The organism is Blautia obeum ATCC 29174 (assembly GCF_025147765.1).
GTDB classification, from domain to species: Bacteria; Bacillota; Clostridia; order Lachnospirales; family Lachnospiraceae; genus Blautia_A; species Blautia_A obeum.
On record NZ_CP102265.1, the window covers coordinates 585,453 to 608,216 of the forward strand.

At 41.5% G+C, this 22,764-nt stretch carries 21 protein-coding genes and 1 pseudogene; 13 read left to right on the top strand and 9 right to left on the bottom strand.

Annotated features, from left to right (window positions below; translation table 11 throughout):
* The first annotated feature begins 101 nt into the window (after nucleotides 1–101).
* From NQ503_RS02745 to NQ503_RS02765, 5 genes are all read left to right on the top strand, one after another.
* On the top strand, nucleotides 102–761 hold the full coding sequence (locus NQ503_RS02745) for a response regulator transcription factor (protein WP_005424030.1): 660 nt from the start codon (nucleotides 102–104) through the stop codon (nucleotides 759–761).
* 2 nt (nucleotides 762–763) lie between these two features.
* Nucleotides 764–2,023, top strand: coding sequence for a sensor histidine kinase (locus NQ503_RS02750; protein WP_005424029.1), 1,260 nt, complete (start codon nucleotides 764–766; stop codon nucleotides 2,021–2,023).
* Between the two features lie 110 nt (nucleotides 2,024–2,133).
* A complete protein-coding gene (locus NQ503_RS02755; RefSeq protein ID WP_044925374.1) occupies nucleotides 2,134–3,507 on the top strand; it encodes a DUF6034 family protein in 1,374 nt (457 codons plus the stop codon).
* A gap of 110 nt (nucleotides 3,508–3,617) precedes the next feature.
* Nucleotides 3,618–4,157 carry an RNA polymerase sigma factor gene (locus tag NQ503_RS02760; RefSeq protein ID WP_005424027.1) on the top strand — a complete coding sequence of 180 codons (540 nt, stop codon included), beginning with the start codon at nucleotides 3,618–3,620 and terminating at the stop codon, nucleotides 4,155–4,157.
* The gene (locus NQ503_RS02765) at nucleotides 4,151–5,257 is read left to right on the top strand and encodes a DUF4179 domain-containing protein (protein WP_259893195.1); all 1,107 of its coding nucleotides are present in this window, start codon (nucleotides 4,151–4,153) and stop codon (nucleotides 5,255–5,257) included. Before NQ503_RS02760 ends, NQ503_RS02765 begins: the two co-directional genes overlap by 7 nt.
* A gap of 105 nt (nucleotides 5,258–5,362) precedes the next feature.
* Here NQ503_RS02765 and NQ503_RS17690 read toward each other — a convergent pair.
* The 3 genes and pseudogenes from NQ503_RS17690 to NQ503_RS02780 form a co-directional block, all read right to left on the bottom strand.
* A pseudogene (locus tag NQ503_RS17690) lies at nucleotides 5,363–5,479 on the bottom strand (lactate utilization protein); the annotation flags it as partial.
* Between the two features lie 25 nt (nucleotides 5,480–5,504).
* Nucleotides 5,505–7,562: a hypothetical protein gene (locus NQ503_RS02775; protein ID WP_005424210.1), complete on the bottom strand. Its 2,058-nt coding sequence runs from the start codon at nucleotides 7,560–7,562 to the stop codon at nucleotides 5,505–5,507.
* Nucleotides 7,563–7,588: 26 nt separating this feature from the next.
* Nucleotides 7,589–7,966 (bottom strand): response regulator, encoded by a 378-nt coding sequence (locus NQ503_RS02780; RefSeq protein ID WP_181992149.1) that lies wholly within the window; start codon nucleotides 7,964–7,966, stop codon nucleotides 7,589–7,591.
* A 225-nt stretch (nucleotides 7,967–8,191) separates the two neighbouring features.
* On the opposite strand from NQ503_RS02780, the gene NQ503_RS02785 reads away from it, so the two are divergent.
* From NQ503_RS02785 to NQ503_RS02795, 3 genes are all read left to right on the top strand, one after another.
* On the top strand, nucleotides 8,192–8,899 hold the full coding sequence (locus NQ503_RS02785) for a LytR/AlgR family response regulator transcription factor (protein ID WP_015543174.1): 708 nt from the start codon (nucleotides 8,192–8,194) through the stop codon (nucleotides 8,897–8,899).
* A gap of 11 nt (nucleotides 8,900–8,910) precedes the next feature.
* On the top strand, nucleotides 8,911–10,230 hold the full coding sequence (locus tag NQ503_RS02790) for a sensor histidine kinase (protein ID WP_005424216.1): 1,320 nt from the start codon (nucleotides 8,911–8,913) through the stop codon (nucleotides 10,228–10,230).
* 89 nt (nucleotides 10,231–10,319) lie between these two features.
* Nucleotides 10,320–10,871, top strand: coding sequence for an RNA-guided endonuclease InsQ/TnpB family protein (locus NQ503_RS02795; protein ID WP_227234856.1), 552 nt, complete (start codon nucleotides 10,320–10,322; stop codon nucleotides 10,869–10,871).
* Nucleotides 10,872–11,056: 185 nt separating this feature from the next.
* Here the strand turns inward: NQ503_RS02795 and NQ503_RS02800 are convergent, their stop codons facing one another.
* Nucleotides 11,057–11,431, bottom strand: coding sequence for a DUF3783 domain-containing protein (locus tag NQ503_RS02800; protein ID WP_005424219.1), 375 nt, complete (start codon nucleotides 11,429–11,431; stop codon nucleotides 11,057–11,059).
* A 186-nt stretch (nucleotides 11,432–11,617) separates the two neighbouring features.
* Between NQ503_RS02800 and NQ503_RS02805 the strand changes: the two genes are divergently transcribed.
* A complete protein-coding gene (locus NQ503_RS02805) occupies nucleotides 11,618–12,349 on the top strand; it encodes a class I SAM-dependent methyltransferase (protein ID WP_005424220.1) in 732 nt (243 codons plus the stop codon).
* Between the two features lie 84 nt (nucleotides 12,350–12,433).
* On the opposite strand, the gene NQ503_RS02810 is transcribed toward NQ503_RS02805, so the two are convergent.
* Together NQ503_RS02810 and NQ503_RS02815 are read right to left on the bottom strand one after the other, a co-directional pair.
* Nucleotides 12,434–13,813 (bottom strand): aldehyde dehydrogenase, encoded by a 1,380-nt coding sequence (locus NQ503_RS02810; RefSeq protein ID WP_055066172.1) that lies wholly within the window; start codon nucleotides 13,811–13,813, stop codon nucleotides 12,434–12,436.
* Nucleotides 13,800–15,032 carry an iron-containing alcohol dehydrogenase gene (locus NQ503_RS02815; protein WP_005424224.1) on the bottom strand — a complete coding sequence of 411 codons (1,233 nt, stop codon included), beginning with the start codon at nucleotides 15,030–15,032 and terminating at the stop codon, nucleotides 13,800–13,802. The genes NQ503_RS02810 and NQ503_RS02815 overlap by 14 nt, the downstream gene beginning before the upstream one ends.
* A gap of 295 nt (nucleotides 15,033–15,327) precedes the next feature.
* Here NQ503_RS02815 and NQ503_RS02820 point away from each other — a divergent pair, with 295 nt between their 5' ends.
* Entirely contained in the window at nucleotides 15,328–16,452 is a 1,125-nt protein-coding gene (locus NQ503_RS02820) for a DUF362 domain-containing protein (RefSeq protein ID WP_259893201.1), read from the top strand.
* Nucleotides 16,453–16,546: 94 nt separating this feature from the next.
* Here the strand turns inward: NQ503_RS02820 and NQ503_RS02825 are convergent, their stop codons facing one another.
* Entirely contained in the window at nucleotides 16,547–18,337 is a 1,791-nt protein-coding gene (locus tag NQ503_RS02825; protein WP_005424230.1) for a flavin reductase, read from the bottom strand.
* Nucleotides 18,338–18,514: 177 nt separating this feature from the next.
* Between NQ503_RS02825 and NQ503_RS02830 the strand changes: the two genes are divergently transcribed.
* Nucleotides 18,515–19,150 carry a Crp/Fnr family transcriptional regulator gene (locus tag NQ503_RS02830; RefSeq protein WP_005424231.1) on the top strand — a complete coding sequence of 212 codons (636 nt, stop codon included), beginning with the start codon at nucleotides 18,515–18,517 and terminating at the stop codon, nucleotides 19,148–19,150.
* 179 nt (nucleotides 19,151–19,329) lie between these two features.
* Here the strand turns inward: NQ503_RS02830 and NQ503_RS02835 are convergent, their stop codons facing one another.
* The gene (locus NQ503_RS02835; RefSeq protein ID WP_005424232.1) at nucleotides 19,330–20,517 is read right to left on the bottom strand and encodes a M20 family metallopeptidase; all 1,188 of its coding nucleotides are present in this window, start codon (nucleotides 20,515–20,517) and stop codon (nucleotides 19,330–19,332) included.
* Between the two features lie 131 nt (nucleotides 20,518–20,648).
* On the opposite strand from NQ503_RS02835, the gene NQ503_RS02840 reads away from it, so the two are divergent.
* A complete protein-coding gene (locus NQ503_RS02840; RefSeq protein WP_005424235.1) occupies nucleotides 20,649–21,152 on the top strand; it encodes an NUDIX hydrolase in 504 nt (167 codons plus the stop codon).
* Nucleotides 21,153–21,158: 6 nt separating this feature from the next.
* Here the strand turns inward: NQ503_RS02840 and NQ503_RS02845 are convergent, their stop codons facing one another.
* The gene (locus NQ503_RS02845; protein ID WP_117739128.1) at nucleotides 21,159–21,842 is read right to left on the bottom strand and encodes a Crp/Fnr family transcriptional regulator; all 684 of its coding nucleotides are present in this window, start codon (nucleotides 21,840–21,842) and stop codon (nucleotides 21,159–21,161) included.
* 122 nt (nucleotides 21,843–21,964) lie between these two features.
* Between NQ503_RS02845 and NQ503_RS02850 the strand changes: the two genes are divergently transcribed.
* Complete coding sequence (locus tag NQ503_RS02850) at nucleotides 21,965–22,672, top strand: 4Fe-4S binding protein (protein ID WP_005424238.1); 708 nt, start codon at nucleotides 21,965–21,967, stop codon at nucleotides 22,670–22,672.
* Nucleotides 22,673–22,764: the final 92 nt, after the last annotated feature.

Here is a 22,764-nt window from a genome sequence, read left to right on the forward strand (position 1 = left end):
GAATAGGAATGTACCGATAAAGGGATAAGATATCCATACATATAGACGTGAGATATAAAAAAAGCTATACTGTAAAAAAAGTACCAGAGGTGGCAGCAGGAATGAAGAATAAAATTTTGGTAATCGAGGACGACCGTGCAATTTCAGAATTGTTGTGTATGAACCTGGAAGCGGCAGGATATGAAACTGTGGCAGCTTATGATGGGGAAGAAGCCCAGCGTCTGCTCTTATGGCATGAGGATGCAGATATGGCAGTGGTGGATATCATGCTGCCGGGAAAAGACGGATTTGCACTGATGGAGGATTTTAAAAAGAAAGATATTCCGGTACTCTACCTGACTGCAAAGGATGATGTGGCTTCCAAGGTGAAGGGATTAAAGCTGGGTGCGGAAGATTATATGGTAAAACCTTTTGAGATGCTGGAACTTCTGGTACGTATTGAGAAGGTGCTGGAGAGGACCGGACGGGCCAGGAAAGTCCTGATGATCCGAAATATTATGGTGGATGTGCAAAGCCATCAGGTTTTAAAAGATGGAATCCCGGTTAATCTGAAACCAATGGAATATGATCTTTTTGTGCTGCTCCTCCAAAATAAAAACATTGCCCTTGGAAGGGAAGAACTGTTGAAACGGGTCTGGGGAGAAGATTATCTGGGTGAAAGCAGGACGGTAGATGTTCATATCGGACAGCTCAGAAAAAAACTGGAACTTTATGACGAGATCAAGACGATCCCGAAGCTTGGATACCGTCTGGAGGAATAAGTATGAAGCTGTGGAAACGGACAGTACTTCTTATGCTGGTAACTTTATTGTGCGCGCTGATCCCAGTGGGTGCATTAAGCATTTATGTCACAGGAAACCGAAGCCTGAATAATGCAGCAGAGACTTACGGAAGACAATTGGAAAACGGGAAGACGCTTCTGGAACAATTTTGGGACAACAGCAAATATGAACAGATGTCAGAGACCGGAAAGAAAGCCTATATGGGATTTCAATTCCAACGATGCTGTGGGGCGGGCATGGCGTTGATCGATAAGAAAAGTAATGCGGCCATTGAAAACCTGACAGATTATGAAGTTGTAGGAATTGAAAATCTGGGCCTGAAGAATGAAAATGATCCATATGCCTACAAGATACAGAAACTGGGGAAGAAATATCTTCTTCTTCAAAAAGTAGTTTTATCTAAACTAGAAGGATATGACGTCCTCTCTGTCCGGGAAGTCACAGGGCTTTTTGCAGAGCTGAGACAGACCGCTGGCTGGTTTACTGGAATTTATCTGGCAGTGTTCCTGATTGCCGGCCTTTTTATCTATATGATGATGAAGAGAACTGTGGAACGGATGGAGAAACTGCAGGAAGTGGCGGAGAAACAGGAACTGCTCATGGGAGCACTTTCCCATGAAATGCGTACCCCGTTAACGTCCATTATCGGGTATTCGGATACCCTGCGCCATGTAAAGCTAAAAGATGAGCAGAAAGACCGGGCACTGGAACACATCAACCGGGAGGGAAAACGTCTGGAAGCCCTTTCGGGGAAAATGCTGCAGCTGCTGGGACTTTACCAGAACCACGCCATACAGATGGAAATGACCACGGCAGATGACCTTTTAAACCATGTCATAGACATGGAAAAAGAACAGGCAGAGAAGAAAAATGTGCAGCTGAAGATGGAATATGAAGCATTTTCCATGAAGATGGATCCTGCCTTGATGGAAAGCCTTCTGGTAAATCTGATCGACAATGCGCTAAAGGCTACGGATACAGGTGGGAGTATTCTGGTAAAAGCATATGAAACATCCGGAAAAAAGATTTTTGAGGTATCTGATAGCGGAATGGGAATTCCAGAGGAAGAACTGGGAAAGATTACAGATGCGTTTTATATGGTGGATAAGTCACGAAGCCGAAAAGAAGGCGGATCCGGACTTGGGCTGGCACTCTGTGTGAAGGTGGCAGAAATCCATGGCGGATTCCTGAAGATCGAAAGCCAGCCAGGAGAGGGGACAACGGTAAGGGCTGTCTTCTGATTTACAAGTTGTTTACATTTTGATGAATACATTGGAAAGGCAATATGGTACTCTTTTCTTATAAGAAGAGGGTACCTTTTTTAATACGGATAAGAAAGGATGGGAAAGTGATGAAAAAGGTAAAAATGTTGATGGGAGCCGTTCTGTGTATGAATCTTTTGGCGGTATCAGGATGTGACAGCGTTGTACAGTCTGCTGTTGTAGAAGAAAAAGATGAAACAGATCAGAAAAAAGAGGAGAACAAGAAAACAGTTCAGGAAACAGTTGCAGAACAGGTAGAGGCACCGGAAACTTATCGGGCAATAATCCAGGCGGATTTAAGATCGGCGGATCGGGAGGATAAAGAAAATCCGATGAAGTTCACCCTGACAGCGGATGCACCGGTAAAAGTGCCGGATGTAGATGCAATCTGTTTAAAAAAAGTAAAAAGAGTGGCGATTTCTGAAGAAGAACAGAACAAGATAAAAGATACATTTGGCAAAGGACAGCTTATGCAGGAAGAGAACAACGAGAATGAACAGGCGGGGACGTATACGGTAGATGGACTGACCTATCAGTACTCTTATGTAAAGAGTGAGCAGGAATCTGATGTGGAGGAACTTGGATTTCAAATAGCGAAGTTTATTTTTGACGATTGTGGAGACATGACTCTGGCATCGAGCGAGAAAAAAGAAAGGGAAGAACGCTTTCAAAATTATATAAAGGCAGGAAGCGGGAAAGTGTCTGAAAAGGAAGCAAAGGAGAAGGTTTCAGGTCTTGTGTCCGGAGACTGGGAGCTATTTGAAAGTTCTTCAAAAGCACTTACCGAAGGAAACACTACTTTGGAAAAAGATGATTTTATTTTTGAACGGGCGCTAGACGGGATCCCGGTTAATTATGTAAGGGAAATCTCTCTGCCTGTTAATGAGCAGGCCCTTGAATGGGAAAACGAAGATGGAACACTTCATGAAGGACAATCTGAAGGTTGGGAAAATGAAGTACTGACGATGGATTTTTGTAGTGGGACAATTCAGAGCTTTTTACATAGAAATCCCATTGAAGCATCGAATGTTTCCGATGAGAGGCTGTTCTTACTTCCTTTTGATGAGGTCAAGGATATCTTTGAAAAAACAATCACTTTGCAGGTCATGACAGAAGACAAGAATCGGATGATTGCTGTCGATGGAGGAAGCAACTACCGTTATCCGTCCATTGATGCACAGAGCGCGGAGATAACCATAACAAAGGTACAGTTGGGTTATATGCGCATGCCAGACAGTGAAGACAGCGATACCGAAGCAGTCCTGGTCCCGGTGTGGGATTTTTATGGAACCTGGACTTCCGAAGAACCAGAGTATGAGTACGGAAATGGGGAGGATGGATTGGTCATGGGAGACGTGACGATGGATGATGCAGGTGTTCCACTCCTTACGATCGATGCACGCGATGGCAGCGTGATACAAAGGATTCAGGCGGGGTGGGCAGTTTCTATGGGAGACAACTAAATATTTATAAAAATCTGCTATTACGAGAACCAATTTGCCTGTATATGCATCTAATTAGTGTAAAACAAAAACGTATATAAATCTGGCCGGATAGAAGGAGAAAACATATTATGACAAAAGATGCATTTATCAGGGAGGTTCGGGATGCAGAAGCCATGCTGTATCATGTATCAAAGTCTATTTTGAAGAATGACTCTGATTGTGGTGATGCGGTACAGGAAACTCTTCTTAAAGCATACGAAAAACTTCCCACCTTAAAGAAAGAAAAATATTTCCGAACATGGATCACAAGGATTTTGATCAACGAATGCAAAGGGATTCTTCGGAAAAGAAAAAATGTTATTCCATATGAAGAATATATGGACAATATGAGGCTGACTGAGGAGGACAGGTACAGTCATTTGTATATGGCGATTATGGAACTTCCGGAGGATTTGAGGATTTTGGTAACATTGTATTATTTAGAAGGATTCTCACAGAAAGAGATCAGTGAGGCTCTGGATATTCCAGATGGAACGATCAAAAGCAGACTTTCCCGTGCAAGAGAATTTTTGAAGGTACAGTTATCCGAAGAAGAGAAAAGACCGGCAGCTGGGAAAAACAGCAAGCAATTAAAGAGAATAACAGGAAAGGGGAAAATGTCATGTTAGAGAACAAATGGAATAATATCGCACCGGAAGTACCACAGGATTTTCATAATAAATTTGAAGAGACACTGAGACAGATTGAGCAGGCAGATACAGTTGATAAAAAATACAAAAGAAAAAGAATCAGTGGTCGATTATTGATTGCAGCAGCAGTAATCTGTACTGGTATGGCTGTTACTGTGGCTGCAAAAGAGTTCTTTAAATGGAATGACCATCTGTTAGAAAGGCTGGAACCATCCGAAAAGCAGCAGGAAACAATGCAGGAATCAACCTATATTCAGAATATAGACCAGTCTGTAACACAAAATGGCGTGACTGTTACCTTGATAGATTCTGTTCAGGATCAGGGATTTCTGTATGCTTTTTTTGAAGTGAAAACAGATGACAATATTTCTATGACTGATAATACTTCTTTTGAGGAGATGACACATTTTAAGATCGATGGAAAAGAAGTCTATGCAGATGATGACAACAGATTTGGAAGCCTGAGTACAGGTGTAAGTCAGGACAATCTGCTGAACTATGAGCAGGATTCGGCACATTCTAAATATTTTACAGCAGGGATTTCTTATGACAGTGATTATGATCTGAGTAATAAAACCGTAGAAATTACATTAAAGAATCTTACGGAGGAAGGAGATTATGATAAGACTGTTATTACAGATGGAACATGGGATTTTAAATGGACCTTGGGTGCAGTAAAGCCTCCGACAACTCTGGAAGTGAACCGGAAATGTGATTTTGGAGGTTATGAAATCACAGTGAAAAAAATGGAAGTAACGCCCCTTTTATGGTCATTATATCTTGATTATGATGAGGCTATGAAGGTGTATGAAGATGAGAAAAACAAATTTGAGTACGCAGGTACGGACTATGGCATGGATCTTTATGACAGAACTAATATTGACCAGGTGCGTTATAAAGATGGAACGGTTTTAACACTTGATCTGACCATGGGAGGCATCGCCGGCGGTGGAGAAAAACAGGATAAGGAAAATGGTGTCCTGATCATCAGAAACAGCTTTCCGCAACTGGTTGATGTAGATAACCTGCAGGCGGTACATTTTGGGAACATTGACCAGTGGCTTGAAGTGCGGGAATAGGAATGTGCTGATAACCACTGAAATTTAAGGAGTCAACAACATATGATAAGAAGCCGGAAAATCAGTTTTTCATTACTGATTTTCCGGCTTCTTGTAGTTGTCAAATCAATATCCAAGTGTGTCGTTAACGAGGATCACGTGGATTCTGTCAGTGTGTCTGGAGAATCTGGTAATCAGGAACTGGCAGCAGATAGTATCCATGGATTTGCAGTCAAAGCATTTGGGATACTCCCGATACAAGTTTTGTTTATGCGTTTCCAAGTACAGCTGAGATTTTAATTTCTTTTTCCTCTTCGCAAAGATCAAACGCTTCATTATCCTGTACGGTAAAGTGAACTTCGTATAATATATTGTCAGATAAAGTATCTGGTGTTTCACCAGATTCTGTCTGAATATGCCACAATTCTGCAGGGACCTCTTTTAAAGAACCATCTGTTTCATAGGAATAAAGTTTAAGACTTCCAGTTTCTCCGGATATACCCTTCATACGCAGAGCAACCGTAGTATTTGGATGAACATTTTCAACTGTGACAGTATTCAGCCATCCTGTTACAGTTCCCTGTCCGCCATCAGCCTCAAACTTATCCTGACTTAAAACGTTTCGGTTAGCCTTGTCCAGATTGACTTTACGATAAGGCATTTCCGGAAGATATACAAATCGATCCTGTAATCTCAGAAGTTCAAGATATCCGGTTGGACAATAGAGGGCATTTCCACTGTTTCCTGCATACATGCCAATCGCCATGTTATTATATCCAGGTTTATTTGATACATTCATCGTGAACACAGTTTTACCGGTCTCAAAATCAAGCATAATATACTGCCACATGCTGGTTTCCATATCCTGAACATAACCGTAAATGTATCCGGTCGCGGTAGAAAGCTTCAGCATAGAAGTGTCAGAGAGATCACTTCTGCACCAGATGCTCTTCATTTCATAACCATCATCTGTTTTTATTGTATCTACGCGTTCCACACCAGGAGCAATCATGCTGTTTCCCTGTCTTAACCAGTTTACATCATAAATATTTTCATAGCTCTGTATGGATGAGTCGCTGTCTTCTTTCCCAAGGTTGGCACTTCCAGCACCAAACCAGTTGCACACGATCGTACTTACTGTTCCGGATCCGTTATCGTATACGATTGCTGAGTTTTCAACAGATACCTGTACATCCTCAGGAAGTTCATCGATGACTGGCATGGTTGCCATTGTTTCACCGGTTTTCATGTCCAGTGCAAGCAGATTTACCGGGTTCTGGTTGTCTGTAAACATAACAAGATCCTTTGTCAAAGATGGGGAACATCCACTTCCCCATGCAAGACAGCCACCGGTTGTAGAATCTCCTTCTTTGCTCTCTTTGGCACCGACACTTTCATAAGCAGTCTGCCATACTTTATTTATTCCATTATCTGCCTGGAACAGATAACAGTTTGTATTTGTAAGGATTACAGCGCCATCTTTTGAAGCAGAAATTCCGTTTTCTGCACCTTCACCAGGAGTTAATTCGTATACAAATACGGCATCTGACAGGTTTATTTCTTCACCGTTCAGAATAGAATCAATGGCCGCCCGGGAAATATAACCAACTGCCCCTTGCTGTTTTCGATCAGGATAAATACGGAATCCACCTGTTGCAAACCACAGATTTCCATCATAATCAAATACGACAGAAAGAAGATTCTGATCCAGTGTTTTTCCAAGTTTTTCTTCGGCAGCTGTTTTTATATCAATATCAAGTACCTTTTCAAATTCAGGAAGGACATTACCTTCGTCATCAGTTGCCTTCAGCATAAGAACATGATTGTTGCTGGTAGGACATACCAGACGGTTGCTCTCATCGACAAAGGAATAGGAACTCTGGATCATATAACCACCACCATCATGCTGTTTTGGAGAAAAGCAGCCCAGTGTCTGAGTTTCATCAGCATTGATGTCGCGAATGGCGAGCCCGCCAAGGAACGGAACTACGGCATGTCCGTAAGTGTCAAAAAAGATTGCAGGAGAAGCATTTGGATTTGTCTTCTCATAAGAAACATTGATTTCTGAATAGATATCAACAGGAAGCACCTCATCTGTAGAGTCAGTATTGTAGCAGTCATGGTGAATATTGGAATCACTTTTTGCCATATAAGGATTTTCATCCACTATTTTGGCTGTCAGAGATTTTATTGGTAATTCTGTTGATTCAGAGGTTTCGGCTGCTTCTGTTGGTATTTCATCGGCATATACGGCAGTCAAGCTGCCTCCAGATGTCATAGTGATCATTAATGCTGTCATTGCAAGGAATAAAGTTCTTTTCTTCATTCATTTTCCTCCTGAAATTATATTGTTTAAATGATTGTTTTTTTCAATCTGAACCAGGCTCTGAGACCTTCCTGGATTTCATCGTCCCTCACTGGTTCCAGAAAAAAGTATTCTACACGAAGCCTGAAAGCATGAAGTGAAAAATCTAAATTGCTGCACCAGATAATTCCACAGCCAGGAAATAAGGAGCGCAGATGTTCTGCCGCATTGAGTCCATCTACTCCAGGTAGTACAAGAAGTACAATATCTGGTACATGTGTTTGTATCTCTTTAAAAAAAACTTCCTGATTCTGATAAGTTTCAAGTAATGGAAAAAGCTTTTGATTTATGCAGTAATCATTAATTACTTTTGCGTAATGTTCCCCTTCATGTTTTAAATCAGTTAATACTGCAATACGATACACAAATCTCCTCCTTTTACCTATATTTAAAAGCATATTTAGTGGAATCAAGTAAGTTATTGTGAGGGATATTCGTTTGTTTTATTATATGAAAAGTAAGAAGAATTTCAAGAATTCTGTCACGAAACAGCAGAAAATGGCACGAATTGCAAAAACACTTTCATGGATTGGATAAAAAAATTATGCTATACTCTTTATATGTTTCAGAAACATGAAGGGGGAGCGACTATGAGAATTGCGATTGTCGATGATATAAAAGAAGAGCGTGCGGTATTGTATGGATGGCTTAGTAACCAGCTTTCAAAAAGGAATATTCCTGGTGATTTCGTTGAGTTTGAATCAGGAGAAGAATTTCTGGCGGCAGCAAAAAAACGCCCTTTTACCGTAGTGTTTTTGGATATTTATATGAATGGTGCAAATGGAATTGAAATTGCAAGAGAACTTAGAATGTCAGATTCAGATTGTTTCCTGATTTTCACTACCACATCCACAGATCATGCATTGGAAGGATTCAGAGTCAGGGCACTGCATTATCTTGTAAAACCATATAACGAAAAAGAAATTTCAACACTGCTTGATGAAATACTCTCCAGAATTCCAGATTCTGGAAAGTACATTGATGTAAAAGTGAATGGAAGTAACATACAGATCCCTTTTAAAAATATTATTTACGCAGAACATTTTTCACACATGATCCATATACACACTACGGGCGGAAAGGAGATGCTCACCCGTCAGTCTTTTGAGGCATTTACGGCTTCGCTGAAAATGGATTCTCGCTTTTATTCATGCAATAGAGGGATTGTTATCAATTTGGAGCATGCGGTTGATTTTGATGGAAGTATGTTTCTTATGGATGATGATAATAATATTCCTGTCAGTCGTAAGCTGCTTAAAAATGCAAGGCAGACTTTTATGGAATTTTTGTTTCAGTGAGGAAAATAAAAATGAGTGAAATAATGCGTCCGATATTGGAAATTGCTGTAATTATTCCGGGTATGCTTCTTGCATATCTGCCGGTAAAGGCCTGCCTGAGGCAGGCTCCTTTTAAACTTGGATTATGGATGTTTCCGCTGCTTTTGGGAATCAGCCTGTCAGGAGGTATTGTCTGTTATTATTTTCAGATTATGACTACTTTGTTTTTGATTCCTGTATTGCTGTTTCTCATGCTGCTTTATCATAAAACTCTTCAGATCTCCATTTGGAAATCCAGTAGTATTTTTCTGGCAGTCTGTGCTGTTTTTGCGTGCGTAAAAAGTCTGTCCAGGGCAGTAAATGCTATTATGATCTTTGAACCTGATATCGCAGAAAAACAATTATGGTTATGTGTGAAAGCAGGGATTTTTTATAATCTCATCTGTCTGAGTTTTGTATTGATTGCATGGTATCCTGCCACGCATATGGTACGGATTCTGATAGCAGATGAAAATTTCGCTCAGACGTGGTATATATTCTGGATCCTGCCGTTGATTTTTATCGGATTAAATCAATTCATGGTCCCAAAATATCAGAGTACTTTATATACAGGGCGGATTTTACAGATTTACATAGTAGTCAGTATTGTTCTTTTAATAATTCTGACTCTCTTTTATGCGATATTTCTTATGATGGCATTAAGTCTGAATAAAAATGCAAGGCTTCAGCAGGAAAATCATTTCCTTTCTCTGCAGCGCTCCAGATATGACAATCTTTGTGCGGCTATTGAAGAGACAAGACAGGTACGTCACGATATCCGGCATCATTATCTTCAGCTGGCTGCATTGGCAGAAAAAGGTGATATGGAAAAAATTAAAGAATATCTTTCCAGTGCCGATAGAAAAATGCCAAGTTTTGATTTCCATTTCTGCGATAATCAGGCTGTGGACAGTATACTTGGATATTATTCGAATCATGCAAAACAAGAAGGTATTCCTTTTCTGGCACAGATTGATATTCCAGATAACTTTTTGGGGGATGAGATGGATATATGTCTAGTGCTCTCAAACCTTCTGGAAAATGCAATAGAGGCAAGTCTGAAGACAGAAGATTCCAGAAGAAAGATTGTTATAAAGATGTATTTGCATCATACACATATTCTTCTGATTCAGGCTGAGAATAATTTCGATGCAAAGATACTGGAAAAGAATGGTGTTTTTCAGTCTACAAAGCATTCGGGAAATGGAATAGGAATTCAATCCATACGCCATATCACAGAAAGAAATGGTGGTGCTAGCAACTTTACATATAAGGATGGTGAATTTACAGCAAAAATCATGCTTCGAATATAAGCAGCAACGATAAAAAACAGACATTTTTTGATTAGTAAAGCAAGAATGAAGTAAAAAAATACCGGGCTACCCATCAGGATAGTCCGGTATTGATTTTTAAATTATTCGCAAAGTTTGGAGAATTCGTCATCTTCTCTGCCAGGAGTTTTCAGATCGAATTTCTTGATTGCAAACTGGAAGGAAAATATTTGAAACTGCCTAAGATGACGGCTGTCAGAATGAAGCTTCACCGTCCGATATCAGAAAAATGGAAACTGAAATCTGTGACGGTCAGCAGGGAGCCATCCGGCAAATACTTTGCCAGTCTTGCTGAGAGCTTCGATGCAGTATGCGTGGAAGATCTGAATCTGAAAGGGATGGCAGGAGGACTTCATCTTGGAAAAGGTGTACATGATAATGGATATGGCCTGTTTCTGTCTATGCTGGAATATAAACTGGAGGAACGAGGAAAATATCTGATCAAAGTAGACCGTTATTTTGCATCCAGTAAGATTTGCAGTGTATGCGGAAATAAAAAAGAAGAATTGTCTTTATCTGATAGGATTTATTACTGTGAATGCGGTAACAGAATGGACCGCGATGCAAATGCAGCAGTTAATATCATGAATGAGGGAAAAAGAATCTTTGCAGAATGTGCATGACAGCACAATAAGAAGTCCGTAACCGGACTAATAAAAATCGCGGGGCACGCGAGGATAGCTTGTAGATACTTGGCTCTGTAGAGCCATTGAGCAAGAAGCCCCCACTTCAAAATCAGAGATTTAAGTGGTGGGAGCATGTCACAAATTATTGTTAACATTTATTGACATTTTCGCGTCAGAGAAACTTATTCAGGAAGAAAATGCAGGTGCTCTTTCCATAATTCTTTGAAGAGTGCTTCTACGGTCCAGAAAATATTTTGAGGAGTAATGATTGCTTTTAAGGGAACTGTCTGAGCACCAGTCTGTTTGTAGTCTGCCAGGAAGGAATCTATCTGTGCGGAATCTATTCCAGAGAATACAATCATTTCCAGAGGAAAATCCGGGCCGTTATAGATTACTTTTTCTTTAGCAAATCCCTGAATCCCGGCGATGGCACCAAGTTTCTGATTATAATCTTTTCGAGAGATTTCTTTTATCTGAATTCTGTTTTTTTGAGCAATACTGCGGACTACCTTGATTTTTTCTTTTCCAAGTCCAAAAGTTAAGATAATCTGAGCCATTTTTCCATCCTTTATATGTTGAATTTATAATGAGAATTATTTAGCATTCTTTTATAAATATTCTATAACATTTTTACATGTAATGGCAACAGAAAATTTCTGTATGTCATTTGACGATCGCAGTAATTGTAATTTTCTGAATTTCAGTGTAAGATATCCATATCTTAGGAAAGTGAAAAAAATAGCATGAATGATAAATTTGCAGTATGTATTGGAAAAGGTGGACAACGGGACCAGGCAGAATCTTTTGCACGGAAAACGGAGAGCATCATTGCAGATAAACCAGGAAAAAACCTGACAGTTTTGTTCGATTCGAAAGGTATTTCTCTGACGGGATATGGATTAACCTATCAGGGCGATTTTGAAAATATGCTTCACCGTGTCACAAACGGGAGATTGCAGCATGAAATGCTGGTGCGGGCTGCCAAATCAGAAAAAGAAGGACGCAAGGCGATTGATGCCACGGCAGGTATGGGAGAAGATGCCTTCCTGCTTGCAGCGCAGGGATACGAAGTAACCCTGTACGAGCAGAATCCGGTCGTTGCTGTCCTTTTGAAAGACGCACTGCGGCGCGCAAAGAAACATCCGATATTGAAGGAAATCGCAGCCCGGATGAAACTGGTCGAGGGAGACAGCGTAGAATGTATGTCCAAACTTCTGGATCCGGTAGATGTTATTTACCTCGATCCCATGTTCCCGGCACGACAGAAATCCAGCCTCATCAACAAGAAGCTACAGCTGATCCAGAAACTTGAACCACCATGTTCCGAAGAGACGGATCTCTTTGATGCAGCAATCAAAGCTACACCGGAGAAGATTATCGTAAAACGTCCGCTGAAGAGCGAATTCCTTGCCGGAAGAAAACCTTCCTACACGTTAAATGGAAAAGCCATCCGTTATGATTGTTATACATTATAAAGAAATTAGACTAAAATGTAAAGATGATATTTGAAGTATTCAGGAAGGGAACCTCTGGATATACAGATATCCCTTCCGTCATATTTATTTCAAGAAGAAATGAATCAACTTATCATTAATTCTCTTATATGGCTGGTATCTCATTGGCAGATCCAGCCATGTTTTTTTGTCCACGATACTCTTATAATGGGAGAAAGTCCGGAAGCCTTCACGGCCATGATAACCACCCATACCACTTTCACCAAATCCCCCAAAAGGCATTTCACTGGTCGCGAGATGGATAATAGTGTCGTTGATACAGCCACCACCGAACTGGCACTGAGAGGTGACCTTACGAGCAGCCACTTTATCACGGGTAAAAAAGTACAGAGCAAGCGGATGCGGCATAGAATTGATCTTACCGATTAACTCATCCAGTGAATTATAGGTGAGAACGGGCATGACTGGCCCGAAAATTTCTTCTTGCATTACTTTATCTTCATAGGTTACATGATCCATAACTGTAGGTTCAATACGCAGTGTATTGCGATCATTATGGCCGCCGAAAATGACTTTATCATGATCGATCAGACCTGAAATTCGATGGAAATGTTTTTCATTGATGATCTTTCCGTAATTTGAACTGGAAAGCGGCTGTTCCCCAAATTGAAGTGAAATCTGTTTTTTTACTTCTGCAAGAAAAGCATCCTTAACAGAACTGTGACAGCAGATATAATCCGGAGCAACACAAGTTTGTCCGCAGTTCAGATATTTACCAAAAACAATCCGCCGTGCAGCCAGTTTCAAATCAGCAGATTCGTCAACAATACAGGGACTTTTTCCGCCAAGTTCAAGCGTTACAGGAGTAAGATGTGCGGAGGATTTTCTCATCACTTCTCTGCCTACATTCTGACTGCCGGTGAAAAAGATGTAATCAAAATGTTCTTCCAGCAGGCTGGTGTTTTCCGCACGTCCACCGGTGACAACTGCAACCATCTCCGGAGAAAAACATTCCCGGATCATTTTTTCAATCAACTTACTGGTATTCGGTGAATAAGCACTTGGTTTCAGAATCACGGTGTTTCCGGCAGCAATTGCGTCAATCAGTGGATCAAGAGAGAGCAGGAACGGATAATTCCATGGACTCATGATCAGAACGACACCATATGGACCTGGTTTGGTAAAACTCCGGGAATGAAACTGCGAGAGTGGTGTGTGCACCCGTTTTTCACGTGTGAATCTGCGTATATGTTTCAGCATATAAGAAATTTCACTTAAGACCAGACCTGTTTCACACATGTAGCTTTCGAAGTTACTTTTGCCAAGATCTGCTTCCAGGGCCGTTGCGATTTCTGCTTCATTTTTCTGGATACATGTCTTTAGTTTTTTCAACGCATGAATGCGTTTTTCTATATTTAAAGTTTCATTACTGTAAAAATATGCTCGCTGTTTTTCTATAAGTTTATGAATGTCATTCTGATTCATTCGAAGTGTCCTCCTGTTTTTTGTCCATGAGAATATAATAAAATTTTTCCAGTTCGTGTGCATCCATCAGTACCGGCACCGGATAGAGAGGATTTCCTTCTTTGTCTGCATAATGAGCCAGTTTTGGAATGTCTTCTTCTTTGATTTCTGGTATAGTATCCCCGATATTGAAACGTTTTTTCATATCTTTGACTGCCTGGATAAAAGCATGCGCGGCTTCTTTTTCAGGTGTACTGCTGTCAGCAACACCGGCTGTCAGGGCAAGTCGGGCGAGTTTGGAATGAATCGTATCCCCATATGATTCCAGTACAAATGGAAGAAGTACTGCATTTGCAAGTCCATGAGGAACATTATACTGGCCACCAAGGGTATGTGCAACTGCATGAACATATCCAACATAAGATTTGGTAAAAGCACAGCCTGCAAAATAAGAAGCTCGGAGCATATTTTTGCGAGCTTCCTTATCCGAACCGTTTGTATAGGCACGGTCCAGATTTTCGAAGATCAGCTGTACGGCATCCAGTGCATTCTTTCGGGTACCAGGTGTTGTAGAGTTCCCGATATAAGCTTCAACAGCATGAGTTAAGGCATCCATGCCTGTGGTAGCAGTGATAAATGGCGGAAGGCTTAAAGTGACTTTCGGATCCAGAACAGCGTATCTTGGAATCAGAGGAAAGTCATTGATCGCATATTTGTATCTTGTTTCTGCATCAGTAATAACGGCTGCAAGAGTTGTTTCACTTCCGGTTCCGGCAGTGGTAGGAATGGCGATCAGAAGTGGAAGCTTTTTGTGTACTTTCAGGATGCCTTTCATCTGTGCAAGAGACTGTTTCGGTTTTGCAATGCGCGCAGCAACTGCTTTGGCGCAGTCCATGCTGGAGCCACCACCAAAACCAATGATTGCTTTGCATTCAGACTGATACCAGAGGTCTTCAGCTTCTTTTACATTGACAGTAGTTGGATTGGCAACGGTTTTGTCATAAATGGAATAAGAAATATTGTTTCCTTTCAGGGCTCTTTCCAGGCGGTCGGTCAGTCCCAGATTGCGGATGCCTTTATCTGTGATGATAAGAACGTTATCGCATTTCTTTTTGAGAAGAATTTCAGGCAGGGACTTCACGCTTCCGATAACTTCAGGATTGCGATATGGAAGGAATGGAAGTGCAAATTTAAAGGCTTTCTGGAAAGCACGACAGTAAATTTTTCGTAATGTATTCATAAATCTAAAATCCTTTCGATGATTTAATTATTTGAATTGCAAAATATTTGTATTCAAAACATTCCTATTATAGCATTCAAATTGTTGTTGTAAAGAAAAATAATACCGAATATAAAAAAGATTCCCGACTGAAATTTTTCAGAACAAAAACACGTCAGAAACAGTATGGATGTCATGTCAAGATATGTGCAGACGATAAAATTTATAAAAATATTGACTTCAACCATACTTCAAGTATTATTATAGTTATTGAGTGATAATACTTGAAATATTTTTATATTAGGAGGATTCAGACATGGAAAAATCAACCGTTTATTTTACTGATTTTCGCTGTCCGGTCGGAACGAGTCAGTTGGATAAGTTAAGAAAGCTCTGTGTGGCAGCCGGTATCAAAGATATTGATATGGATGGAAAATTTGTAGCAATTAAGATGCATTTTGGTGAGCTTGGAAATATGGCATTTCTTCGCCCGAATTATGCAAAAGTTGTTGCAGACCTGTGCAAAGAGCAGGGTGGTATGCCATTTCTGACAGACTGTAATACACTTTATCCGGGAAGCAGAAAGAATGCACTGGAACATCTGGACTGTGCAAACTTAAATGGATTTAATACGATTACAACAGGATGCCAGATCATTATCGGTGATGGCGTGAGAGGTACGGATGAAGTAGAAGTACCGGTAGTGAATGGTGAGTATTGCAAGACCGCACTGATCGGACATGCAATCATGGATGCAGATGTTTTTATCAGCCTGAGTCATTTTAAGGGACATGAAGCAACAGGCTTTGGCGGTGCCCTTAAAAATATTGGTATGGGTTGTGGAAGCCGTGCAGGAAAGATGCAGCAGCATGCAGGTGGTAAGCCGGCAGTCAATGCAGAAGTCTGTCGTGGATGTCATCGCTGTGCCAAAGAATGTGGAAGTGACGCAATTACATATGTAAACAAAAAAGCTGTGATCGATTATGATAAATGTAAGGGTTGCGGAAGATGTATTGGAGCCTGCAGCTTTGATGCTGTCTATAATCCAAACAGCAGTGCAAACGAGCTGCTTGACCGTAAGATGGCAGAATATGCACAGGCAGTCTGTCATGGACGCCCGCATTTCCATATCGCACTGGTTCAGGATATCAGTCCAAACTGTGATTGTCACGGTGAGAATGATGCACCGATCCTTCCGGATATTGGAATGTTTGCAAGCTTTGACCCGGTTGCACTGGATCAGGCATGTGCAGATGCCTGTCTGAAGGCAACACCGATTGCAGACAGTCAGCTGGGTGAACATCTGGCAGAACCGGGATGGCATTGCCACCATGATCATTTCAAGGATTCCAATCCGAATATTGAATGGAAGGCAACTCTGGATCAGGCTGAGAAGATCGGTCTTGGAACAAGAGAGTATGAGCTGAAGAGAATTAAATAAATCAGAAAGACCTGCTGTTTTGATCGAAAGTGTACAGCAGGTCTTTTTATGGATTGAATGTTTAACAGATTACAATGATCTGAATTGGAGGTTTTTACTGGATCGGCTCGAAGTCCACGGCACCGTGTTTACACAACGGGCAGATGATATCTTCCGGAAGTTCATCACCTTCGTAGATATATCCGCAGACCTTGCAGACAAAGCCTTTCTTTCCTTCTGTCTGTGGTTTTGGTTTGACATTGTTCTGGTAATAGGTGTAGGTCATGGTCTCCTGGTCACTCATGACACGAGCTTCGGTGACACTGCAAATGAACATGCCGTGGGTTCCGAGGTCAACATACTGTTCTACTTTGAGAGACATGAATGCGTTGATGTATTTGTCAAGGAATACAAGTCCGTTACCGGAACGGTTGACTTTTTGACCTTCAAATTTATCTACAGTTCTGCCGGACTGGAAACCGAACCTTTCAAAAACAGAGAACGGTGCTTCCACGGACAGACAGTTTACATTCAGGACACCTGTCTGCTGGATTACGTGGTGAGAGTAATTGGCTTTGTTGATGTTAACTGCTACACGGTACGGATTATCGGTCAGCTGAGTAACAGTATTTACGATCAGTCCGTTGTCACGTTTTCCATCGTTGGAGGTTACAACATAGAGACCGTATCCAATACGGAAAAGTGCAGACATATCATTTTTGTTTGCAAGAGTATCGCTTTTGGCAATGTATTCTTTGCAGAGTTCATCAGTCATTGCCTCAATTTCTTTTCTGTTTTCTTCTTTTACAGCAGACCAGATGTGAACGTTGTTCTTTAACCAGTCGATTTTTTTGCATGGAGCCATCATTTCTTTCATGACTTTGGCAGCCAGAGGAGCCCAGGAACCGTTTTCGATGATGCCTACGGTGCGGTTCTGGAAATTGTGTTCCACCAGTCTGGTGATAAAGTCATTCATAAATGGATAGATACTTGCATTGTAAGTGGTGGTCGCAAGAACCAGTTTAGAATAACGGAAAGCATCGCTGATTGCCTGTGACATATCATCTCTTGCAAGGTCATAGACAAGAACTCTCGGGCATCCTTTGGATTTGAGCTTTTCTGCAAGAAGATATACAGCATCTCTGGTGTGACCGTAAACAGAAGTATAGGCGATTACGATTCCATCTGCTTCTGGTGTGTAGGAAGACCAGGTATCATAAAGCCCGATATAATGGCCAAGATCTTCGGTAAGGACCGGGCCGTGAAGAGGGCAGATCTTCTGGATATCCAGTGTTGCGGCAACTTTGAGAAGTGCCTGTACCTGTTTTCCATATTTTCCTACAATACCGATGAAATAGCGTCTTGCTTCGTCATCCCACGGTTCCTCTGCATCAAGAGCACCAAATTTACCGAAACCGTCAGCGGAAAAGAGAACTTTTTCTGTACTGTCGTAAGTTACCATAACTTCCGGCCAGTGTACCATCGGGGCAAAAACAAAAGTAAGCTGATGATATCCAAGAGAAAGTGTGCCACCATTTTTTACTTCGATCTTGCGTCCGGTGAGATCCAGATCAAAGAAATTTTGGATCATGTTGAATGCTTTCATATTGGAAACAACCGTAGTGTCTGGATAAACTTTGAGGAAGTTTGCAACGTTTGCGGCATGGTCCGGTTCCATATGCTGTACGATCAGATAATCTGGTGTACGTCCATCGAGAATCTGCTGGATATTGTCCAGCCATTCATGAGTAAAGTTGGCATCTACGGTATCCATAACTGCAATCTTGTCATCCAGGATTACGTAGGAGTTGTAGGACATGCCATTCGGAACTTTGTACTGTCCTTCAAAAAGGTCAATCTGGTGGTCATTTACACCTGCGTATCGGATTGTATCTGTAATCTTCATTTCATTCCCTCCAGTTTGTTATGAGTTTATGTAAAAAGGTTTCTTATCTGTAACTTTGTTAAAACTATAACAGAATATCAGGGAAAATTCTGTTGCAAAAGTCACAAAGATGCGATTAGTTGAGAAAAATTGTGTTATAATAATGGAAAACAATAGCGGAAAATGAGGTGAGAAACGATGGAGCATATTACACTTTTTACAGATATTCTTCCCGAAGAACAGGAAAGAATGCGAATCTGTTTCCATGCGAGAGAAATGACATTTCGAAATGGAGAGACCATCATGGAATATTCCAGTTCCATGAAAAAGATCGGGCTGATTCTTTATGGCAGGGCAATCCTTTACTGTTGTGATACGGAAGGAAACCAGTACCTGATCGACGAATTTAATAAAGATGCAGTTTTTGGGGAACCGTTTCTTCTTCCTGCTGATTCACAGCATTATTATGTCTGTGCCGCAGAGGAGACAAAAATCATGTTTATTGATTATGAACATGTGATCAAACGCTGCGACCAGGCATGCTATCACCACAGCCAGATGGTCAGTAATTTGCTGCAGCTCACCGCAATCCAGTCCAGACAGCAGAATGAACGGATCTATATGCTTTCCAGATCCAGTACACGGAAGAAATTAATGGCTTATCTGAACGCACTCTCTACAGAAAAACACAGCAAAGATCTTAAGTTACCTATGTCCTATACTGCACTGGCACAGTATTTAAGTGTCGATCGCAGTGCGATGACGAGAGAACTTAAGAATCTGGAAGAAGAGGGAATAATAAAGAAAAGCGGAAAACAGATCCACATAATTTGACATAGTCTGAGCCAGTAGGGTATATTGAACATAATGTGATTTATGGGGAAGGTATGGAAATTGAACAGGATAAAACAGGAAGAAGCAAAATGCTCAGATTATTGCTTCTGTTTCTGATACCGGGGATTATTATCCAGAAGACATGGAAAAGCAGAAAGAATGCCGAGGGCATTCTTGAATTATTCGGACGTTTCTTCCAGAAAATCATACGCGAATTGTGCATACATAGCCGCTCCGCGTTTGAGAACGGATTCGTCTACTGTGTAGTGATCGTTGTGATTTTTGGCGGTGATACCGAGATCCCTATTCTGGCTTCCAACAAGGCCGAAGACTCCTGGAACTTTTTCCATATAGTAGGCAAAATCCTCGCTGATCATCATTTTAGGGAATGGCTTCAGGGAGTCTGTACCGTACATTTTGGTAGCTGCATTTCTTGCAATCCGGACGAGATCTTCGTGGTCATTGATGATTGGCGCAGGAAAATATTCAAATGTAAGGGTAGCCTTTGCACCCATGGAATCCGCTGTATTTTCTATGATTCTGCGGAGTAAAGGTTCTGTTTTTTGGCGCATTTTTGGGGAATGTGTACGGGTAGTTCCCTCCATGACAACTTTGTCTGCCAGGATATTGAAACGTTGTCCGCCGTTGATGGTTCCAACGGTAATGACCAGTGGGTTGAGCGGGTCATTCATACGGGAAACAACAGTCTGAATTTCGGTGATGATATGAGCAGCAGCCAGAATGGCATCGACACCCTGATGAGGTGTGGATCCATGGGCAGATTTTCCCTCTACTTCAATGCGGAAATTATCACAGCTGGCCATACGCGGACCGGATTCAAAATTCATATAAGGAGCGTCCAGATCACCCCAGATGTGGACTCCGTAAATGGCATTTACATCATCCAGAAAACCATGCTCTACATAATACTGCGCACCATGGCAGGATTCTTCAGCAGCCTGGAAAATAATCTTTACATTGCCTTTTAATTGTTCTTTCTGTGCCATCAGCAGTCGGATGCCGCCAAGGAGCATTGCAATATGGCAATCGTGTCCACAGGCATGCATGACGCCAGGATTCTGGCTGCAGAAAGAAAGACCGGTATGTTCCTCAACCGGTAATGCATCAATATCTGCACGCAGTGCAATGGTCTTACTGTCCAGGGTAGATTTTCCACCTTTGATCATTGTCCAGAGACCGTTGTAATCCGGGTAATAGTGAGGGATAAGTCCCATCTCCTTCAGACGATTTCCGATTTCATGGGTGGTATTTCTTTCTTCAAAAGAAAGCTCCGGATGTGCGTGAAAATAACGTCGCTGTTCGATGATCCAGGATTCATTTTGTTCTGCCATATCTCTAAAGTTCATGGTGATTTCCTTTCTGTTTTATCTATATAAATACAAAACTCCTGTTTGCAATAACTTCTTTGGAATGCTATGATAAAGTCATAAATCATTATAAAAATAAACAGCAGAAAACGCAACAGGGAGATAAAAAAATGGAATTTTGGGATATTTATGATAAAGATAAGAAGCCGACAGGACGCACTATGAAACGTAACGACTGGTGTCTGAAAGATGGAGAATACCATCTGACAGTGCTTGGCGTAGTTGCACGTCCGGATGGAACTTTTCTGATTACCAAACGTGTTATGACCAAGGCATGGGCACCGGGCTGCTGGGAGGTTTCCGGTGGTGCTGCGCAGGCAGGAGAAGAGTCTTATGAGGCGGTTCTTCGAGAGGTAAAAGAAGAGACCGGACTGGATGTCAGAAATGCAGAAGGCGGCTATCTGTTTACTTATAAACGTGAGAATCCGGGTGAGGGAGATAATTATTTTGTGGATGTGTATCGCTTCGTCATGGATATCGATGACAAAGATTTGAAGCTGCAGACAGAAGAAACAGATGGATATATGTTTGCAACTCTGGAGCAGATCAAAGGATTTGCGGCAGAAGACAAATTTCTTCATTATGAAAGCATTAAAAAGGTTTTTGAATTCTGAGTGAGCTTACACATTTTTCAGGACAAAACTGTTTTTATGGTAATCCAGCAGTCCGTCCTGTTTCATCTTAGCCAGTTCTTTGGACAGGGCGCTCCTGTCAAGGCTGAGATAGTCAGCAAGCTGCTGACGGTTCAGGGGAATATCGATATAGCGGCTGCCCTGTAATTCGGCCTGATGGGAAAGATAAGAGAGCAGGCGGCCACGGATCTTTTTGGAGGATGTGTGGAGAATACGGCGGGAGAGCAGCAGGTTTTTGCGTGCACTGATCATGGTAAGATTGCGGATCAGCACAGAGTATTCTCCTTTACCGGAAGAGGCAAGCTGGAATAGTCTGGGAACATTTAGAAAGAGAATCTCGCAGTCTTCTAAGGCGATAACATCAACCATCATGGGTTCTCCGGGAATACAGGCATATGCTTCTGCAAAAACTTCTCCGGCCTGGGCAAGGCTGATGATATTTTTGTTTCCCCAGAGGTCATTATTTTCAATCTGAACAACACCGTGCAAAACGATTCCGATATCAGATACAGGAGTTCCGGCGTGATAAACCGGAACTCCTTTTTTATATGCTTTTGTGAAAAATTGCATACCGGACAGTAGCTTTTCTGTTTCGACAGGGGAACAGCCCTGGAAGAGTGCTGTGTCAGAAATCAGTATATAGTTTAATCCGTTGCTTTTTTTATAATTCATAAAAATCTCCATTTTAATTTGTTTGTGGTTATAACCACATATTTTTTGCCTCTATTTTAGTATCCTGCGGATGTAAGGTCAAGGCATGAAAAAATAGAAAAATACAAAACAGGAGGTTATTTATGATAAGAAGAATTATTCATATAGACGAAGAAAAATGCAACGGATGTGGTGCGTGTGCGGCTGCCTGCCACGAGAGCGCAATCGGAATGGTTGACGGCAAAGCGAAGCTTCTGCGTGACGATTATTGCGACGGACTTGGTGACTGTCTGCCAGCCTGTCCGACCGGTGCGATCACATTCGTAGAGAGAGAAGCAGCAGCTTATGATGAAGAGGCTGTACTTGCAAATCAGCGAAAAAAAGCAGGCGAGAATAAATCAGCACATCATATGAGCGGTGGATGTCCGGGAAGCCGTATGCGTCAGATGAAGCGTGAGACAACAGCTCCGACTGAAAATAAAATGGAATCTCAGCTGCAGCAGTGGCCGGTGCAGATTAAGCTTGTGCCGACGCAGGCACCGTATTTTGAGGGCGCGAAGCTTTTGATCGCAGCAGACTGTACTGCCTATGCCTACGCAAATTTTCATCAGGATTTTATCAGAGGGAAAGTTGTTTTAGTGGGCTGTCCGAAACTGGACAGTGTAGATTACAGTGAGAAACTGGAAGAAATTATCCAAAGCAATAATATCAGCAGTATGACGGTTGTGCGTATGGAAGTTCCGTGTTGCGGCGGTCTGGAAATGGCAGCAAAAAAAGCTCTCCAGAACAGCGGGAAATTCATTCCGTGGCAGGTTGTTACAATCTCCGTTGACGGAAAAATTCTGGACTGAAACAACACAAACAACAAATACCTGCTGAAATAATAAGCAATAAGCATTGCCAATTTTGACAGAATCCCTTATAATGTGACATAGGAAATGAC

What these genes read in the sequence shown, in the direction of transcription:
- NQ503_RS02805 (WP_005424220.1), top strand. Translation starts at nt 11,618, where the DNA reads ATGAATGATAAATTTGCAGTATGTATTGGAAAAGGTGGACAACGGGAC.
- NQ503_RS02790 (WP_005424216.1), top strand. Translation starts at nt 8,911, where the DNA reads ATGAGTGAAATAATGCGTCCGATATTGGAAATTGCTGTAATTATTCCG.
- NQ503_RS02825 (WP_005424230.1), bottom strand. Translation starts at nt 18,337, where the DNA reads ATGAAGATTACAGATACAATCCGATACGCAGGTGTAAATGACCACCAG.
- NQ503_RS02765 (WP_259893195.1), top strand. Translation starts at nt 4,151, where the DNA reads ATGTTAGAGAACAAATGGAATAATATCGCACCGGAAGTACCACAGGAT.
- NQ503_RS02830 (WP_005424231.1), top strand. Translation starts at nt 18,515, where the DNA reads ATGGAGCATATTACACTTTTTACAGATATTCTTCCCGAAGAACAGGAA.
- NQ503_RS02850 (WP_005424238.1), top strand. Translation starts at nt 21,965, where the DNA reads ATGATAAGAAGAATTATTCATATAGACGAAGAAAAATGCAACGGATGT.
- NQ503_RS02755 (WP_044925374.1), top strand. Translation starts at nt 2,134, where the DNA reads ATGAAAAAGGTAAAAATGTTGATGGGAGCCGTTCTGTGTATGAATCTT.
- NQ503_RS02835 (WP_005424232.1), bottom strand. Translation starts at nt 20,517, where the DNA reads ATGAACTTTAGAGATATGGCAGAACAAAATGAATCCTGGATCATCGAA.
- NQ503_RS02845 (WP_117739128.1), bottom strand. Translation starts at nt 21,842, where the DNA reads ATGAATTATAAAAAAAGCAACGGATTAAACTATATACTGATTTCTGAC.
- NQ503_RS02840 (WP_005424235.1), top strand. Translation starts at nt 20,649, where the DNA reads ATGGAATTTTGGGATATTTATGATAAAGATAAGAAGCCGACAGGACGC.
- NQ503_RS02750 (WP_005424029.1), top strand. Translation starts at nt 764, where the DNA reads ATGAAGCTGTGGAAACGGACAGTACTTCTTATGCTGGTAACTTTATTG.
- NQ503_RS02745 (WP_005424030.1), top strand. Translation starts at nt 102, where the DNA reads ATGAAGAATAAAATTTTGGTAATCGAGGACGACCGTGCAATTTCAGAA.
- NQ503_RS02815 (WP_005424224.1), bottom strand. Translation starts at nt 15,032, where the DNA reads ATGAATACATTACGAAAAATTTACTGTCGTGCTTTCCAGAAAGCCTTT.
- NQ503_RS02760 (WP_005424027.1), top strand. Translation starts at nt 3,618, where the DNA reads ATGACAAAAGATGCATTTATCAGGGAGGTTCGGGATGCAGAAGCCATG.
- NQ503_RS02785 (WP_015543174.1), top strand. Translation starts at nt 8,192, where the DNA reads ATGAGAATTGCGATTGTCGATGATATAAAAGAAGAGCGTGCGGTATTG.
- NQ503_RS02820 (WP_259893201.1), top strand. Translation starts at nt 15,328, where the DNA reads ATGGAAAAATCAACCGTTTATTTTACTGATTTTCGCTGTCCGGTCGGA.
- NQ503_RS02800 (WP_005424219.1), bottom strand. Translation starts at nt 11,431, where the DNA reads ATGGCTCAGATTATCTTAACTTTTGGACTTGGAAAAGAAAAAATCAAG.
- NQ503_RS02775 (WP_005424210.1), bottom strand. Translation starts at nt 7,562, where the DNA reads ATGAAGAAAAGAACTTTATTCCTTGCAATGACAGCATTAATGATCACT.
- NQ503_RS02810 (WP_055066172.1), bottom strand. Translation starts at nt 13,813, where the DNA reads ATGAATCAGAATGACATTCATAAACTTATAGAAAAACAGCGAGCATAT.